Raw genomic sequence first — 15,094 nt, 5'->3', positions numbered from 1 at the left:
TTCAAAGTTTTGCAGAGGGAATTCTTTGCCAACGTCATCACAGACCTTTCAGAGAAGCTTTATCAAGCAAGGTCGGCCATAAAAAAAAGGAGAAGCACTTAAAAAGTGCCTCTACCTTCGCTTAATCACGGTTATTAAAAATCATAATGAGACGAACAAGTTCCAGAACAGCAACTGCGGCAGCGGCTACATAGGTCATCGCAGCAGCATTCAAGACTTTTCGCGCATCACGTTCCTCAGTATTGCTTATTAGTCCAAGTGAGACGATTTCATCCATCGCTCTAGATGAAGCATTGAATTCAACTGGCAATGTAATAATCTGAAAAAGGACTCCTGCCGCCATTAAGATGATCCCAATTAACAGGAAATTCGGTAATGCTGTAACAAAAATACCAATCATAATAAATATCCAAGCGAGTTTGGAACTAATATTTGCGACTGGCACGAGTGCATGGCGTAAGCGTAACGCAGAGTATCCAACTTTATCCTGGATAGCATGTCCCACCTCATGGGCTGCAACAGCCGCACCAGCAACAGAATGATTATGGTAATTATCTGGAGATAAATGCACTGATTTCGTCAATGGATTATAATGATCACTTAGAAAACCAGGCGTTTCTCTTACAGCAATATGTTGTAAACCATTAGCATCTAAAATTCTTCTCGCTACTTCTGCACCGCTCATTCCTGCTGTCGTAGGAATTTTCGAATACTTTGAATACGTGCTTTTAACCTTATACTGGGCGTATATTGGAATGATAATAATAATCGCCAAGTATATTAAATAACCCCCCATTTGAAACCTCCATCTCTACTATTATTATTTATATTTTAGTCAATATATCACTGGAGGTCAATCATTTGACTTTCTACCTTTTTTCTTCGCTTTTTCGGCCCGATATTTTTTCCAGCCTACATAAGACAATGTAGTAATAATAATGCTACCGGTCATAATCATTACCCACCAAACGGACGGATCAATTTCGTCTTTACTTACATTTGAAAACAGATTTACTAAATCTTTCTCAATCGTATCTAATTGTTCTTCCCAATCATGGTCTGAAAATTTCGAGCGATATTTATCAAGAAATGCCATTTTCGAATCTAATTTTTGGACCTTCTCTACCGGAACGCTAATTTTAATGCTCGGTTGAATAACGGAATAAGTCGCAAGAAATTCATTTAACTCTCGATTATATAAATCGGCATCCCCTTCTAAAGCAGCTCCTTTCACTTCTTGAAAGGATTGTAATATTTGCGGCTCCATTTCGATCCACATCGGCTGATATTTCGATGTCACCGCATCGGCAGCAAGACGAAATGCAGTCACTCGTTTTACTCGATCATCTATGCCCATCCCAACGCTTGTCACCGCGCCTAACGCTTCGTTTTGAGCAGTCGTTAACACTCTAATTTGATCGATTGTAAAATTTTTTTCAGCAACACCTTCACTTGCAAATAACTCCCCGTAGCGAGTCAATAATTGTTTCGCTTCCTCGAATCGGCCAAATCTCGTTAGCTGTAACGCTTCATCAGCAAGTCGGTCAAGCTCAGAACTCGTTGATGCTTCTTGCGCCAACACGGGTGAAATGCCTATAACGATCCAGATCGACAGAAGGATGAGCATAATATGTTTCATCTTAATCCCTCCCCATACTACTATTAAACTGTATGAGAGAGTGGACAAGAATAGACCGAGCAATCATTTCACTCAGTCTTAAAACATATATTTTCCTTCTGTTTGGTTACGCTTAGAAAAATAGTAGGCAATTGCGATCGCGACAATACTTAGCCAAAAAGTGAAATAACCGATTTCTGCAATATAAAGCTCCAAGCCCGGATAAATCGGATATTGCATAAATACATAATCAATCACGTCATTATGAAGCGTCCAAATCGCAGCAGCGGCAATATGCCATGTTTTCATTCGATAATAAGGCGCGTAAAGAATCGCCTGAATGGCCATTGCCCCGTGTGAAGCGATTAACATATAGCCTTGCCAAGGGAGATAACCTGTGACATTTAAGGTTAAAATATTCATAACTACTGCCCAAATTCCGTATTTAAATAACGTAATAAGCGCCAACGCTTCAGCTAATCCCCAATTTTTCTTTAATAGAAAGGCTAGCAAAACGAAACAAAAAAATAAGCTTGCTGTTGGACTATCAGGTACAAAAGGCAGAAAATACGTTGGTGTCAGTTCAAGCTGACCTTCATACCAAATGTATCCATAAATCGTCCCAGCCGTATTTACTATTAAAAGCAACCATAAAAAAAGACGGTTCGTTAATATCGTATATATATGATTCATATTCGAATAATGAGCCTCCATTCTAAGAAAAGCGCAAGCGCCCGTTTAGCGACGTACAAACTGGAGCGATTCTGACGAGATAAAGGAAACACGGCGAAAGAATGAGCCGATGTTGACTTATCGTAGGAAGAAGAGTGAAGTTTGCTAGTCGCTGGGCGACTGGAGCTAGACAAGAATATGCTACTTCAAAATGAAAGCAACGAAAAATCTATACTTTCTATTCTCTTGAAAAAAGAGTCGGCAAAAGCCGACTCTTCTTTTCATTATTCACTTTTCAAATTCACTAAGAACTCAGCTAGTTTATCTAAATCTTCTTCAGAACCATCGTACTGACCAGCAGGCATACTTCCAATCCCGTTATGGGCAATGTCTTTAATTTCATCAACCGTATGCTCCATATCTACTAATGCTGGAGCAGCTGGCCCTCCTTCGAGGTTTTCACCATGACAGTTGATACAACTTTGGTTTGCGTACACTTGATAGCCTTCATCTTCCTTGTCGACTTCGAATGCTGCGGTGATTTTTCCTTGTTGTGCTGCTGCATCCCAGTCATGCATATCTACCGCTTCCCAAGTTAAATAGAAAATACCGGCAAATGCAAGAAGCATGAATCCTGTTGCAAATGGACGTTTAGATGCGCGACGCTCAGGTCCGCGATCAATAAATGGTGCAAGCAATAATCCACCAAATGCAAGCCCAGGAATGACTACTGTTCCAAGAATATTATAAGGACCAGATGTATATGAGTACTTTAATAATTGATATAGAAACAAGAAATACCAGTCCGGAATTGCGATATATCCGGTATCAGTTGGATCGGCAATGCGCTCGAGCGGAGGCTCATGCGCCACTGTCAAACATAAAAATCCGATTAGGAAAACAGCACCAACTAGCCATTCCTTCAAAAGGAAATCGGGCCAGAATGCTTCCGTTTTTCCAGGGTATTCGGAATAGTCCTTCGGCAGATTCGATTTCCGCTCAGCTGAAACACGTGAATCTCCGACAAACTTCATTCCTTTGCCTCGTTGCATGACGTCCCCTCCTTTAAGTTACATATAAGTATTCAGTAAATTTTACAGTGGACCAGCGATACCTTGTCTGCGAATCATAATAAAATGCGCAGCCATTAGTCCAATCAATGCTGCTGGCAAGAAGAATACGTGAATAGCGAAGAAACGTGTTAACGTTTGCGCTCCAACGATCGTCGGATCACCCGCAATTAATGTTTTCGCATACGGTCCGATTAACGGAACAGATTCAACAATGTCCAAAGTAACCTTCGTTGCAAACAATGCCTTCATATCCCATGGAAGTAAGTATCCAGTCAAACCAAGTGCAAGCATAACGAAGAAGATAAGTACCCCTACTACCCAGTTAAGCTCACGCGGTTTTTTATATGCGCCTTGGAAAAATACGCGCAGTGTATGTAAAAACATCATTACAATGACTAGACTTGCTCCCCAGTGGTGCATGCCGCGAACAATTTGTCCAAACGCTACTTCATTTTGAAGATAATAAACGGATTCCCAAGCGTTTTTAATATCAGGCACATAATACATTGTTAAAAACATACCTGATAAGATTTGGATTACTGTAATAAAGAACGTTAAACCGCCGAAGCAGTAAACGAACGCAGAAAAATGATGTGCTGGGTTTACGTGCTCAGGCACTTCATGGTCTGCAATGTCTCTCCATATTGGCGTAATATCCAAGCGCTCGTCAATCCAATCATACACTTTGTTTAGCAATGATTACGCCTCCTTTACTTTCTTACAAATGGATTTTCTTCAGGTGTACCAAGCATTAAAAAGCCGTCTTTTTCTTGCACTGGATAAGCGTCCAGTGGTCCTCGCGGCGGTGTGCCTGGGACGTTATTTCCATCTTTCGTGTAAACACCGTTATGACACGGGCAGAAAAAGCGGTCTGGGTATTTTTCACTTCCATTCCAGCTAACTGTACAGCCAAGATGTTTACAGATTGGTGAAAGCGCTACAATTTCACCTGCGTCATTTGTGTAGACCCATGCGGTCTGGGTTGTTTCTCCTGTGTGCCATGCATCTTTTTGTTCATATTTAAAGTCAACACGCACCGGTTCTGCTGTGATATCAGCAATTTTTTTATCGGTCATTTTAAAATCACCTGTTGCTTCTGCTTTTAACACTGGATCAATTGCAAAGCGAAGCATTGGCATGATCATTCCAGCCGCCATAAATCCACCTACACCTGTTAGTGTATAGCTTAAAAATTGACGTCTAGTTACAGGATTCTTGCTCATCCTTTTCCCCCCTCTGTCAGTAAGGTAAGTCCAGCCGGACAAAATTATGCACATTATAACAAACTAGGACATAATAATGATATATCAATAAAGCAAGAAGGTCAATCAAATACGAACGTAAACATTGTCAACTATGTGGCATTCACTGGGAACGCTGCCAACCTCCAACAATATCCGGCATCATCTTTTTGAGTTGGTCCTCCATAATCGAGTGTTTATACTTGTCTTCCATATGTTGCAACGGCACGGAAGGGACATAAAATAATGAGCCTTTTAGATGCTCTTGCAGTGATGTCCAACGCCCATCGGATGTCAGAAAAAACACATGCAAGAAGCCGCTCTCCATTATCTTTTCTTCCCACTTTTGTAGCATTTCAATCATCGTTTCAGGCTCATCCACATATGTAAAGGGAGGAAAAAACAACATTCTACCTTTAAATTGTCGCTCTAAATGCATTGAAAATAATGTAGTATATTCCCCTTGCTCAGCCGCTGCCCTTATCCCAGATTGAAAGGAAATCGGCAGCAACGGAATGACAGCCGTATCAATATAATCCCTTTCTTGTAAATATAATTCCACATCTTGCGCATTCCAATTCATCGATTCCACCTCTTATTATCTTCATCCATTCTACTTTACCACGTTGGATTTAATTTAACATGTTTAACACATTGGTCCCTTACCTATATTCTGCGGAAAAACGCAAGAGTAAAAGCGGAATGATCAAAATAGTATATAGAAATTAAATTACTTTCGGAAAACATTGGCATGGGATATTAACGCTTGTTTTCAAACAATTTTCGCTTAAGCAAAGACCGAGAACATTTGTCGCTTTCTTTTTGACAGAATTTTATTAAGTTGCGAAGGAAAGATCATTAAACACTTCCTATTGGACAGAGTTCAATAAAATTCAGAGAGAATGTCCTTTAGCCGCTTCTTAATGGACAGTGTTTCACTAAATTACAGGGAGGATGTCTTTTAGGCGCTTCCTATTGGACAGAGTTCAATAAAATTCAGAGAGTGTGTCCTTTAGACGCTTCCTATTAGACAGTGTTTCACTAAATTACAGGAAGTGCGTCCTTTAGACTCTTCCTATTAGACAAAGTTTCACTAAATTACAGCAAGAATGTCCTTTAGACTATTCCTATTGGACAAAGTTTCACTAAATTACAGCAAGAATGTCCTTTAGACTATTCCTATTAGACAGTGTTTCACTAAATTACAGGGAGGATGTCTTTTAGACGCTTCCTATTAGACAGTGTTTCACTAAATTACAGGGAGGATGTCTTTTAGGCACTTCCTATTAGACAGTGTTTCACTAAATTACAGGGAGAATGTCCTTTAGGCACTTCCTATTAGACAGTGTTTCACTAAATTACAGGGAGAGTGTCCTTTAGGCACTTCCTATTGGACAAAGTTTCACTAAATTACAGCAAGAATGTCCTTTAGGCACTTCCTATTGGACAAAGTTTCACTAAATTACAGGGAGGATGTCTTTTAGGCGCTTCCTATTGGACACAGTTTCACTAAATTACAGGAAGAGTGTCTTTTAGGCACTTCCTATTGGACAGTGTTTCACTAAATTACAGGGAGAGGGTCCTTTAGACGCTTCCTATTAGACAGAGTTTCACTAAATTACAGCAAGATTGTCCTTTAGACTATTCCTATTAGACAGTGTTCACTAAATCACAGGAAGAGTGTCCTTTAGACGCTTCCTATTGGACAAAGTTTCACTAAATTACAGCAAGAATGTCCTTTAGGCACTTCCTATTGGACAAAGTTTCACTAAATTACAGGGAGGATGTCTTTTAGGCGCTTCCTATTAGACAGTGTTTCATTAAATTACAGGAAGAGTGTCCTTTAGGCACTTCCTATTGGACAGTGTTTCACCAAATTACAGGGAGGATGTCTTTTAGACAAAAAATCACAGATTTAAAGGCTATAAGCCGTCTGCTTTCTTAATTGTTCATTAATTAAAACCGATTCATTCCGATTATATCGGACTTAATGTTCCTCTTCTCTTAATGACTTCGGCACCGTTAACTACTTTCTAGAACCACTAAAATGCGTTAATCGAACCCGGCACTATATCACAACAAATTTTGTTAACAAAAAACATCCTCCAAAGACGTTGGAGGATGCTATGTCATTCTTAATTCATTTAATTTTACTGATAGTTGTTCAAATGTTTCTTTATCACCTGAATCCAGTGCTTGATCGATCGCTTTTAATAGTTTTTCCTCTTGAAAGGATTTCAAACTATGAGAAAGCAATTTTTCCACAATGACTTTATCCTTTTCATTAATATACGAGTTTTTTTGCAAATATGGATTATCCTCTAGCACTGCTGCATATTGATGCGATAAATTCGATGAGCGAAAATTAATTTGAATGTATATTTCTTCATCACGATTTAAGCGGATATCATGAAATGATTTTTCCGCATCAGTCGTCATAATGTTTTCTTTGTAAAAGCGAAATGGGACATCTCTTGTACAATGAGTAGACATAATCAAGCCTCTCGGACAACATTGGGCTTCCTCGACAAAATGCACTTTTTCCATTAACTTGTCATGACTCATTAAATAATTGAGAATCCAAACCGACTCTCTTCTCTTCAATTGATATCGATTTAAAAACCAACGAATAAATTCTTTCTTCTCGTTGACAGATACAGGGGTTGCCATTTTACTTCCCTCCTCTGCTTTTTTTCGCTTATTATTCATCTATACTTCTAAGGAGCTCATACCATTCCTCGTTGTCAGGCTCCATTTGTAAAAGTTTCTTGAAAAGGTGAGAGGACTCTTCCCTTTTGCCTTCCTCTAATAAAAAATATCCATAATCAACGAGGAAATCACGGTTATGTTTGAAATCATTATATGCGAGTTCATAATGCTTTAATGCCATTGAATATTGCTCTGTATGCTGAAAACTTACAGCCGCATCCCACTGAAATTGAGGATCTGCATTCCCATCATCAAGCATATGAATAATTTCCAGCACCTCTTCGTATCTTTCCTGATGAATCAATAATTTATTTATATTTAGCGCAGCCATAACAAATTCTGGATCGAGGGCGAGGGCTTCGCGGAAATAGTGTTCAGCTTCCTGCTCATTATTATTTTTTAGAAATAAATTGCCCGCATAAAAATGTAAGTCTTTATTATATTCATCAAGCTCAAGTCCAAATTTAACTGCCTCTAAAGCAGATTTGATGTCATTCTCATGTTCATAACATTTAGCTAAATATAAATATAATGAATGATAATCTGGATCCATTTCTTTTAACTTTTTAAAAGCATTCAGCGCTTTTTGATACAAGCCAGCTTGATAACTTGTTAATCCGTAACCAAACAATACGTTAACATCCGATTGATTAGCAAGTGAGTTTTCATAATAAAATAATGATTCCTCAAACGCGCCTCCCGCACTTAATGCTTCAGCCATCCTCGCATGTAAATCAATATTATTCAGAGAGGCAGGCTTAGCATCAATGAGCAGCTGAAACAGCCGAGAAGCTTCCAGAAAGCGTCCTTGTGACATATAAAGCTCTGCTAAAGCATAATCAATGATCGGCTCGTCTGCTACAATTTCCTTTGCCTGTAAAAGCTTTTGTTCACTTACTTCATAAAGGCCCTGCATTTCATATAAATCGGCTTCAATCAGTAAACTTTTTGGATAATTCGGGTCCTCTGGTGATATGGATTCCAAATAATGATATGCTTCCTCATCCATATCCATTTCAATTAATGTTTGTGCAAGTAAAATTTTCAGTTCCGACTCTTCAGGATGGTTCACCAGCAATAATTCAAAAAGCTGTCGCGCCTCTTCTAAAAATCCATATTGGGACAACACTTCGGCTAACTCAAACTTTTCCTCATCACTGCTACTTACTTTCACTAATTCAAATTGTTTTTCTGCTTCCTGCAAATTTTGTTCTTCTATATAACGAATCATTAACTGTGCGGGATTCATCGGCATCACCCTTCCTACTAAACAAATAAAGCTGTTTGATTAATTACAAGCTCCTCGCCAAAGCCTGAATGAAAATGCGCATGTGGATCGCTGAAAAGGAACTTCCCTTTATGAACGGAAACAGCTAATTGTAATTGCTGAACCTCTACTTCAGATTGAGGGTCCGCATGTCCATCTTTCCAGTAAAGGTTATAACTAACTTCTCCACCAACCCGTAAAATTCCTCTATTCGGATATAAACCAATTTTCTTTAATATATTTTCTTGTAATGGTGTATGCTCATCTAGCGGACTAGACAAATGATTGATTTTTTCATTCACTAATATTTTTGTCCAAACTTTGCATAATCGCTTTTGTGCCGCAGTCTTTAAGTTTGAATCTAGAATAGGAATAAATATCGGATTAGATGGAAATGACGCTTCTTTGATCCATCCCCACGGCTTTGCATCAAGCTCCGTTCTCTCCTTCACCACAACGAAAATAATTGGTATTTTATATCTTGCACATTTTCTTACAATAGCAGGCGTTAATTTACTGAGCGAAATGCGAAGCCCGATCACATAATCGATCGGACTACTAAAAAGAGCTGCACGCTTTTCACTTAAACGCTCGTCAATCTCTGATTCATAACGAATGGAAAAGTCAGTGATCATTGTACCACATCCTGCTGCAAGTAACCGCTCACTAACAAATGCTTTGAAAATTGCAAAAGAATCTGCTGGTAAATTGGGAGTATACATAATATGTGAAGGGGTAAGGAAAAACGAAGCTGCTTCCATCTTCATAACAGAATACATCGAAACGGAGTCCCCTATATAACGGATTTCTCTATTTTGAACCATAAGTGAAATCCTTCTTTTCCGACCCGCTTGAATAAAATGAGCATTTTCAATAATAAAGTGCATCCAATCCCTCCTCCTTTTATCACTCTTAAGACAAGCTATGAAAGAATTGAGGGAATGATGCGAATTTTTCGTAATCGATTAGATTTTTGCGTTCTCCATTTGTTCTGTGAATATTTTTTCAAGTTCATGCTTTTCCACTTTTCGCAATAGAGGCTGTCCTATTTTTTCTAAAAGTACGAAATATGGCTCACTGCCGATTGATTTCTTATCGCGCTGCATTGTTTGAAAAGCCGTCTCAAAATCAAGCGTTTCAGGCAAATTCACTTGATAGCCAAGACTGCGGATCCACGCGACGAAGGAAGAGAGTGGGAGATCCAATCCAAGCATGCTTTTACTAATATGTAATGCATAGACCATTCCGATCATTACAGCCTCTCCATGCGTATATACACCATAGCCTGCCGTTGCTTCAATCGCGTGACCAAGCGTATGACCAAAGTTCAAGTAAGCCCGAACTCCCGTTTCACGCTCGTCCTCAGAAACGATGCCTGCTTTGATTTCAATTCCCCTTTTTAAGATGTACGCATATGTCTCCGCGCTAATATTTTTAATATCGGAAATCTCATTCATTAAAAAGTGCAATAACTCTTCATCAGCGATTAACGCATGTTTAATGACTTCTGCCATGCCGGATCTTAGTTCAGAGTCTGGAAGGCTTTGTAAAAAATCAATATCATAAATGACCGCCTCAGGTTGATGAAAAGCCCCGACCATATTTTTGCCAAGTGTTACATTGATCGCTGTTTTGCCTCCGACTGCACTATCATGAGCCAAGATGGTCGTTGGCACTTGAATAAAGTCAATTCCCCGCATAAATGTAGCCGCAACAAAGCCGGCAAGATCCCCGACGGCTCCCCCGCCGAATGCGATAATGCATGACTTACGATCAAGCCCTTCTTGTAATGCAAAGTTTAAACATGCTTCATAAACGGAAAACTGCTTTGCTTTTTCGCCAGCGGGAACCGTATAAGCGACCGTTTCAATCTCTTCTGGTAATTGTGCTTTTAATCTTTCAAGATACAAACTCTCAACAACCGTATCCGTAATAACAAATAATTTCGTGTATTGCTTTTGATGCAAAGTTTCACGAATAAAGCGAATCGCTCCTTGTTCAATATAAACCGGATATGTTTTGGATGCCGTGTTGATCATTACCTTCATCGTTTATCCCTCTCTCATTTTACTTTTTTATAAAAGAATGTATCTTCTACTTCAAAGCCGTATTGACTTGGATTAAAGATTTGCTCTGTACTGCCGACAAATAAAACACCACCTATTTTTAAAGCGGCAGAGAACTTCTTATAAAGGCGATCTTTCGCTTCCTCCGTAAAATAGATTAGTACGTTTCTACAAACAATTAAATCAAAAGAAGAATCAAAAGGATCAGATAGTAAATTCATTTTCTTGTATGTAACGGTTCGTTTCAACTCGTTGGTAAAAGCATATACATTTCCTTTTTTTTGAAAATACTGCTTTTTCATATCTTGTGGCACTTCAGTAAGTGATCGCTCCGAATAAATACCCGTTTTAGCCGTGGCAAGTGCTTGCTCATCAATATCCGTTGCCAATATTGAAATTTGTTGGACTGGGCAGAACTTTGTTAAGATCATCGCCAATGTATAGGGCTCTTCACCTGTTGAGGAAGCAGCACTCCATACTTTTAACTGTTTATTGTTTTCATATAAACGTGGCAAAATTTTCTTCTCCAATACGTCCCATCGGGCTTTATTGCGGTAAAACTCTGTCACATTGATCGTCATCCGATCAAGAAATTCATTAAATAATTGTTCATCTTTTGTCATGCTAGCAAAAAATTCAGCAAATGAAGTGTAGCCTTTTTTTTCATAGAGAGACTTCAATCTTCTTTTCATTTGATTTTCTTTATATAAAGATAAATCGATGCTCGTTTTCTGCTTTACTTGGCTAATAAATTTTTCATAATCTACATCCATTCCCCAAATCTCCTATCACACTTTTCCTTCATCAATTATACATGAAACCAGCTACTTTTATTAGGATTTAATATAGAATAATAAGTATGCCAGTGTAGACAGCCACTGACTGTTTGCTAATTAATGTGAATCTATATAAATTGAAATAAGAGCTTTAAAATAAAAACTGTAAGAAATTCCTTTTAAAAAAACCGCTTGCAAAATTGCAAGCGGGAAAAGCTTAATACAGCCATGTATTGATGAGCTTTGAATACTCGACCAATTCTTCATCCTTAAAAAACAATCCAATTTCTCGATCTGCACTTTCTCGGGAGTCAGAACCATGAATCACGTTTTTCCCGACGATTAACCCAAAGTCACCCCGAATCGTTCCTGGACTCGCATCTTTCGGATTGGTTACCCCCATCATATTCCGTGCAACAGCTACTACATTTTCGCCTTGCCATACCATTGCAAACACCGGGCCTGATGTGATGAAATCGACTAACTCACCAAAAAAAGGACGCTCCTTATGTTCAGCATAATGTTTCTCTGCTAAATCCTTTGACATTTGTATAAGTTTTGCACCGACAAGCTGATACCCCTTTTTTTCAAAGCGTGAAACGATCTCTCCGACTAACCCTCTTTGTACCCCATCTGGTTTTACCATTAAAAATGTCTTTTCCATCTAAGATCACCTCTGATATTATGTAGGTCTGCACCGATGCATTCCAAGCAAATAATACCATTGTTTTAATTGTATGGCAATTAAGCTTTTTCAAATATAAGAAGCTCCAGCGACTTTCTCTCGCTTCAGCGTGTTGTGTAGCTTCTCCTGTTGCCAACATCTGATTACATCACTAAATGGGCAGATCAATAGGATCGTTTGCCGATAAAATTAGCAATTTCATTCAATGTCCTTTTGGCTCGATTGGCAGGTAATTCGTCTAATATTTGTTTTGCTTTCTCTAAATATCGATTACTTATAGCTAACGATTGTTCTATTGCTCCCGAATCTTTAATAAGCTTAATAATTCGATTCATCTCTGCCTTTTCTATATTTTCATGCACTGTCGAAATAACGGACTTTAAGTTCGCATCCCTCATCGCAAACAAGGCTGGTAATGTAATATTCCCTTGACGTAAATCCTCTCCAGCAGGCTTACCTAATTGTTTCTCCGTTCCAGTAAAATCGAGAATATCGTCAGTAATTTGAAAAGACATGCCAATATAATAGCCGAACTTATATAACTTTTTATACGTATATTCATCCGTATCCGCCGCAACCGCTCCTAATTTACAGCTAACAGCAATTAACAGTGCCGTTTTCCTTTTAATTCTTCTAAAATAATCCCTAACCGTTTGATCAAATCGATACTTATCTTTAATTTGCTCAACTTCTCCGATACATACTTCGATAATCGCATCAGCAAGGATTTTGTGAGCGATCGGGTTTTTCAGCTTTGTCATATATTCTAGTGAACTTGCTAAAATATAATCGCCTGTATACATCGCAATTTCGTCGTTCCACTGATGATTAATCGTTGGTACTCCTCTTCTTAAGCGTGCCTCATCGATCACATCATCGTGGACGAGTGAAGCCATATGGATGAGCTCAAGCGCAACGGCAACATTTTTGATTTCATGAATGTCGTATGTACCAAACTTAGCAGCAAGCAGCACGAAGACAGGACGAATTCTTTTGCCGCCTGCTTTTAATAATTGGCTGGCGGTCGTTTGAAGCAGCTCCGTCTCTGAATAAATAGCAAGCTCAAGCTCGCGTTCAATAAGAGTAAAATCTGTTTTAAAATTTGAATTAAGCAATGATCGTTTCATTTCATATCCACCCGGACGTTATTTCTGTTTCACACCAATATGAGTTGCTGCCGCACCGCCGCTAAAAGGCTTATAGATTACATCGATAAACCCTGCTTTCCAGAAATCCTGAGCTAGCTCTTCCATCCCCGGAAAATCGCGTGCTGATTCTTGTAACCAAGAATATTCTTTATAGCTTTTAGCAAAGACCTTGCCAAACAAAGGCATAACATAGCGAAAATAAGTGTAATAAAGCTGGCGATAAACCGGTAATGTTGGCTGCGATGTTTCTAAACAAACAGCCATTCCACCTGGTTTTAATACACGGTGCATTTCCTTTAACACTTGCTTATAATCAGGCACATTACGAAGTCCAAACCCGATTGTTACATAATCGAACGTATGATCATCAAATGGAAGACTCATTGCGTTGCCATGAACGAGTTCAACCTGTTCCAATTGTTGTTGCTCTACTTTTTGTTTAGCAATCTTTAGCATATTTTCACTAAAATCAAGACCGATCACTTTTCCTTCTGTACCGGTACTGTTTGCTAATGCAATCGTCCAATCCCCGGTTCCGCAACAAAGATCAAGCGCGTGATCGCCTTTTTGAACGTTCATTTTTTTCATTGTCGTATTTCGCCATTTGATATGTTGGTTAAAACTAATGATCGAATTCATTTTATCGTATTGATCGTAAATTTTTTCAAACACATTATGTACACGTTCTTCTTTTGATTGCATAAGTCAACCTTTCTCTACGCATAAGCTCGTTATTTTGATCCCCCTAATGACCTCATCGATACGCGTTTGAAAAATAGGAGGCAATTCAGAAAAGCTCGCGAGATATTCATTCATATTATTTATTGATTCACTTAAAATTTGAAGGCTTATATCATTTACTTTTTTTGTATCCTCTTTTGTCAGTGCTGTTGCATTTTCGGGAAAAAGATGTTGGATCAACATTTGAAAAAAGCTCGAAGTTTTTCCATTGTGAAACTGCTCCATTTCTGCGTGCAGCTTTTTCACAAAGAGAAACTCATTAAACAGTCCTATATATTTCGTGGAGTGAAAATGAAGAAAAAGTTGTTCAACAACTGAAATTTCTACTTCTTTAAAGCTGCTAATGATTTGCTCTAAGGAATGTTTATTTTTCTCACGAATAAGGATCTTATGTTCATTAATAGTTTTAATCGCTACGGCTAACGCTTTGATGAGTTCCGTATGATTGTGTTCTGCTAATAAGCGGTAATACAGGCCGCTATAATAATCGCCGGCGAGTACAGTAATCTGGCGCTCCTTCAATAAAAGCTGGCGAGTTGCGATCTTTTCATGTGTATCCAAAGCAAGTTGCACAAGCATAGCAGAAGTAATACATGTTAACCGTTCTGAATCCGGTATGTTTACGTCTTGAAGAGCGATCGACATCATCAAGATGCGGTCCTCATCTACTTGTGGGGAGCCAATAATTTTCCGAAAATAACTGTTATAGCTTTTCTCAGCTATCATTTCTTTAATTAATTGAATTTGCTGCTCATGATCGAGTACAGTCATCGCCGGAGTCCTCATTTCTATTCCCTAATTTTACTGATCATTATAACATACAATGCTCACTTGCGTTGTAATTAGCTCTTAAGCATTGTAACTTCATTTTCCTTCGCTTTCAACTTCCCCAAACGAAGTTGTAATGATTGCATTTCCTCGAACCTTCATTGCGGACGTATGCTCGGTGAATTGAGCAATCATCACTTCACCTTTGTCTAATTTTTCAGAGTGATGAAATTTCGTATCCGATCCTCTCGTTAAGCCAATGACATTAACCCCGTCTTCCAAAGCTTTAATAATAATAAATTCGGAATGCCCGTTTCCAGCTTGGTTCAT

17 protein-coding genes are annotated in these 15,094 nt (G+C 38.7%); all 17 read right to left on the bottom strand.

What is annotated here, in order from left to right:
* Positions 1 to 121: 121 nt before the first annotated feature.
* Entirely contained in the window at positions 122 to 796 is a 675-nt protein-coding gene (locus tag KHA95_RS17075; RefSeq protein ID WP_213138768.1) for a zinc metallopeptidase, read from the bottom strand.
* A gap of 57 nt (positions 797 to 853) precedes the next feature.
* A complete protein-coding gene (gene ypjB, locus KHA95_RS17070) occupies positions 854 to 1,639 on the bottom strand; it encodes a sporulation protein YpjB (RefSeq protein WP_213138767.1) in 786 nt (261 codons plus the stop codon).
* Positions 1,640 to 1,717: 78 nt separating this feature from the next.
* On the bottom strand, positions 1,718 to 2,311 hold the full coding sequence (lhaT, locus tag KHA95_RS17065) for a lipoprotein heptaprenylglyceryl N-acetyltransferase LhaT (protein ID WP_213138766.1): 594 nt from the start codon (positions 2,309 to 2,311) through the stop codon (positions 1,718 to 1,720).
* Between the two features lie 263 nt (positions 2,312 to 2,574).
* Positions 2,575 to 3,342 (bottom strand): menaquinol-cytochrome c reductase cytochrome b/c subunit, encoded by a 768-nt coding sequence (locus KHA95_RS17060; protein WP_213138765.1) that lies wholly within the window; start codon positions 3,340 to 3,342, stop codon positions 2,575 to 2,577.
* 42 nt (positions 3,343 to 3,384) lie between these two features.
* Complete coding sequence (gene qcrB / locus KHA95_RS17055) at positions 3,385 to 4,059, bottom strand: menaquinol-cytochrome c reductase cytochrome b subunit (protein ID WP_213138764.1); 675 nt, start codon at positions 4,057 to 4,059, stop codon at positions 3,385 to 3,387.
* 14 nt (positions 4,060 to 4,073) lie between these two features.
* On the bottom strand, positions 4,074 to 4,586 hold the full coding sequence (locus KHA95_RS17050) for a QcrA and Rieske domain-containing protein (protein ID WP_213138763.1): 513 nt from the start codon (positions 4,584 to 4,586) through the stop codon (positions 4,074 to 4,076).
* A gap of 142 nt (positions 4,587 to 4,728) precedes the next feature.
* The gene (locus tag KHA95_RS17045; protein ID WP_213138762.1) at positions 4,729 to 5,187 is read right to left on the bottom strand and encodes a YpiF family protein; all 459 of its coding nucleotides are present in this window, start codon (positions 5,185 to 5,187) and stop codon (positions 4,729 to 4,731) included.
* Between the two features lie 1,541 nt (positions 5,188 to 6,728).
* Positions 6,729 to 7,274, bottom strand: a complete 546-nt coding sequence (locus KHA95_RS17040) for a ReoY family proteolytic degradation factor (RefSeq protein ID WP_213138761.1) — start codon at positions 7,272 to 7,274, stop codon at positions 6,729 to 6,731.
* 31 nt (positions 7,275 to 7,305) lie between these two features.
* Positions 7,306 to 8,568, bottom strand: coding sequence for a tetratricopeptide repeat protein (locus KHA95_RS17035; RefSeq protein ID WP_349305497.1), 1,263 nt, complete (start codon positions 8,566 to 8,568; stop codon positions 7,306 to 7,308).
* Positions 8,569 to 8,579: 11 nt separating this feature from the next.
* On the bottom strand, positions 8,580 to 9,467 hold the full coding sequence (locus KHA95_RS17030) for a type 1 periplasmic-binding domain-containing protein (RefSeq protein WP_213138760.1): 888 nt from the start codon (positions 9,465 to 9,467) through the stop codon (positions 8,580 to 8,582).
* Positions 9,468 to 9,545: 78 nt separating this feature from the next.
* Entirely contained in the window at positions 9,546 to 10,628 is a 1,083-nt protein-coding gene (gene aroB, locus KHA95_RS17025; RefSeq protein ID WP_213138759.1) for a 3-dehydroquinate synthase, read from the bottom strand.
* A gap of 14 nt (positions 10,629 to 10,642) precedes the next feature.
* Entirely contained in the window at positions 10,643 to 11,419 is a 777-nt protein-coding gene (locus tag KHA95_RS17020) for a CheR family methyltransferase (RefSeq protein WP_213138758.1), read from the bottom strand.
* Between the two features lie 220 nt (positions 11,420 to 11,639).
* On the bottom strand, positions 11,640 to 12,086 hold the full coding sequence (gene ndk, locus KHA95_RS17015) for a nucleoside-diphosphate kinase (RefSeq protein ID WP_213138757.1): 447 nt from the start codon (positions 12,084 to 12,086) through the stop codon (positions 11,640 to 11,642).
* A 185-nt stretch (positions 12,087 to 12,271) separates the two neighbouring features.
* Positions 12,272 to 13,234 carry a heptaprenyl diphosphate synthase component II gene (gene hepT / locus KHA95_RS17010; RefSeq protein WP_213138756.1) on the bottom strand — a complete coding sequence of 321 codons (963 nt, stop codon included), beginning with the start codon at positions 13,232 to 13,234 and terminating at the stop codon, positions 12,272 to 12,274.
* 18 nt (positions 13,235 to 13,252) lie between these two features.
* On the bottom strand, positions 13,253 to 13,957 hold the full coding sequence (locus tag KHA95_RS17005; RefSeq protein WP_213138755.1) for a demethylmenaquinone methyltransferase: 705 nt from the start codon (positions 13,955 to 13,957) through the stop codon (positions 13,253 to 13,255).
* A 3-nt stretch (positions 13,958 to 13,960) separates the two neighbouring features.
* Entirely contained in the window at positions 13,961 to 14,767 is an 807-nt protein-coding gene (locus tag KHA95_RS17000) for a heptaprenyl diphosphate synthase component 1 (protein WP_213138754.1), read from the bottom strand.
* A 93-nt stretch (positions 14,768 to 14,860) separates the two neighbouring features.
* A complete protein-coding gene (gene mtrB / locus KHA95_RS16995) occupies positions 14,861 to 15,094 on the bottom strand; it encodes a trp RNA-binding attenuation protein MtrB (RefSeq protein ID WP_213138753.1) in 234 nt (77 codons plus the stop codon).

This window comes from Bacillus sp. FJAT-50079, assembly GCF_018343515.1.
Lineage (GTDB): Bacteria > Bacillota > Bacilli > Bacillales > Bacillaceae_C > Lederbergia.
The sequence above is the reverse complement of the archived record's forward strand: the minus strand, read 5'-3'. Positions and strand labels throughout refer to the sequence as shown.

Bases quoted from the DNA above. Each gene is read 5' to 3' on its own strand.
- KHA95_RS17075 (WP_213138768.1), bottom strand. From the start codon at position 796: ATGGGGGGTTATTTAATATACTTGGCGATTATTATTATCATTCCAATA.
- ypjB (WP_213138767.1), bottom strand. From the start codon at position 1,639: ATGAAACATATTATGCTCATCCTTCTGTCGATCTGGATCGTTATAGGC.
- lhaT (WP_213138766.1), bottom strand. From the start codon at position 2,311: ATGAATCATATATATACGATATTAACGAACCGTCTTTTTTTATGGTTG.
- KHA95_RS17060 (WP_213138765.1), bottom strand. From the start codon at position 3,342: ATGCAACGAGGCAAAGGAATGAAGTTTGTCGGAGATTCACGTGTTTCA.
- KHA95_RS17050 (WP_213138763.1), bottom strand. From the start codon at position 4,586: ATGAGCAAGAATCCTGTAACTAGACGTCAATTTTTAAGCTATACACTA.
- KHA95_RS17045 (WP_213138762.1), bottom strand. From the start codon at position 5,187: ATGAATTGGAATGCGCAAGATGTGGAATTATATTTACAAGAAAGGGAT.
- KHA95_RS17040 (WP_213138761.1), bottom strand. From the start codon at position 7,274: ATGGCAACCCCTGTATCTGTCAACGAGAAGAAAGAATTTATTCGTTGG.
- KHA95_RS17035 (WP_349305497.1), bottom strand. From the start codon at position 8,568: ATGCCGATGAATCCCGCACAGTTAATGATTCGTTATATAGAAGAACAA.
- KHA95_RS17030 (WP_213138760.1), bottom strand. From the start codon at position 9,467: ATGCACTTTATTATTGAAAATGCTCATTTTATTCAAGCGGGTCGGAAA.
- aroB (WP_213138759.1), bottom strand. From the start codon at position 10,628: ATGAAGGTAATGATCAACACGGCATCCAAAACATATCCGGTTTATATT.
- KHA95_RS17020 (WP_213138758.1), bottom strand. From the start codon at position 11,419: ATGGATGTAGATTATGAAAAATTTATTAGCCAAGTAAAGCAGAAAACG.
- ndk (WP_213138757.1), bottom strand. From the start codon at position 12,086: ATGGAAAAGACATTTTTAATGGTAAAACCAGATGGGGTACAAAGAGGG.
- hepT (WP_213138756.1), bottom strand. From the start codon at position 13,234: ATGAAACGATCATTGCTTAATTCAAATTTTAAAACAGATTTTACTCTT.
- KHA95_RS17005 (WP_213138755.1), bottom strand. From the start codon at position 13,957: ATGCAATCAAAAGAAGAACGTGTACATAATGTGTTTGAAAAAATTTAC.
- KHA95_RS17000 (WP_213138754.1), bottom strand. From the start codon at position 14,767: ATGACTGTACTCGATCATGAGCAGCAAATTCAATTAATTAAAGAAATG.
- mtrB (WP_213138753.1), bottom strand. From the start codon at position 15,094: ATGAACCAAGCTGGAAACGGGCATTCCGAATTTATTATTATTAAAGCT.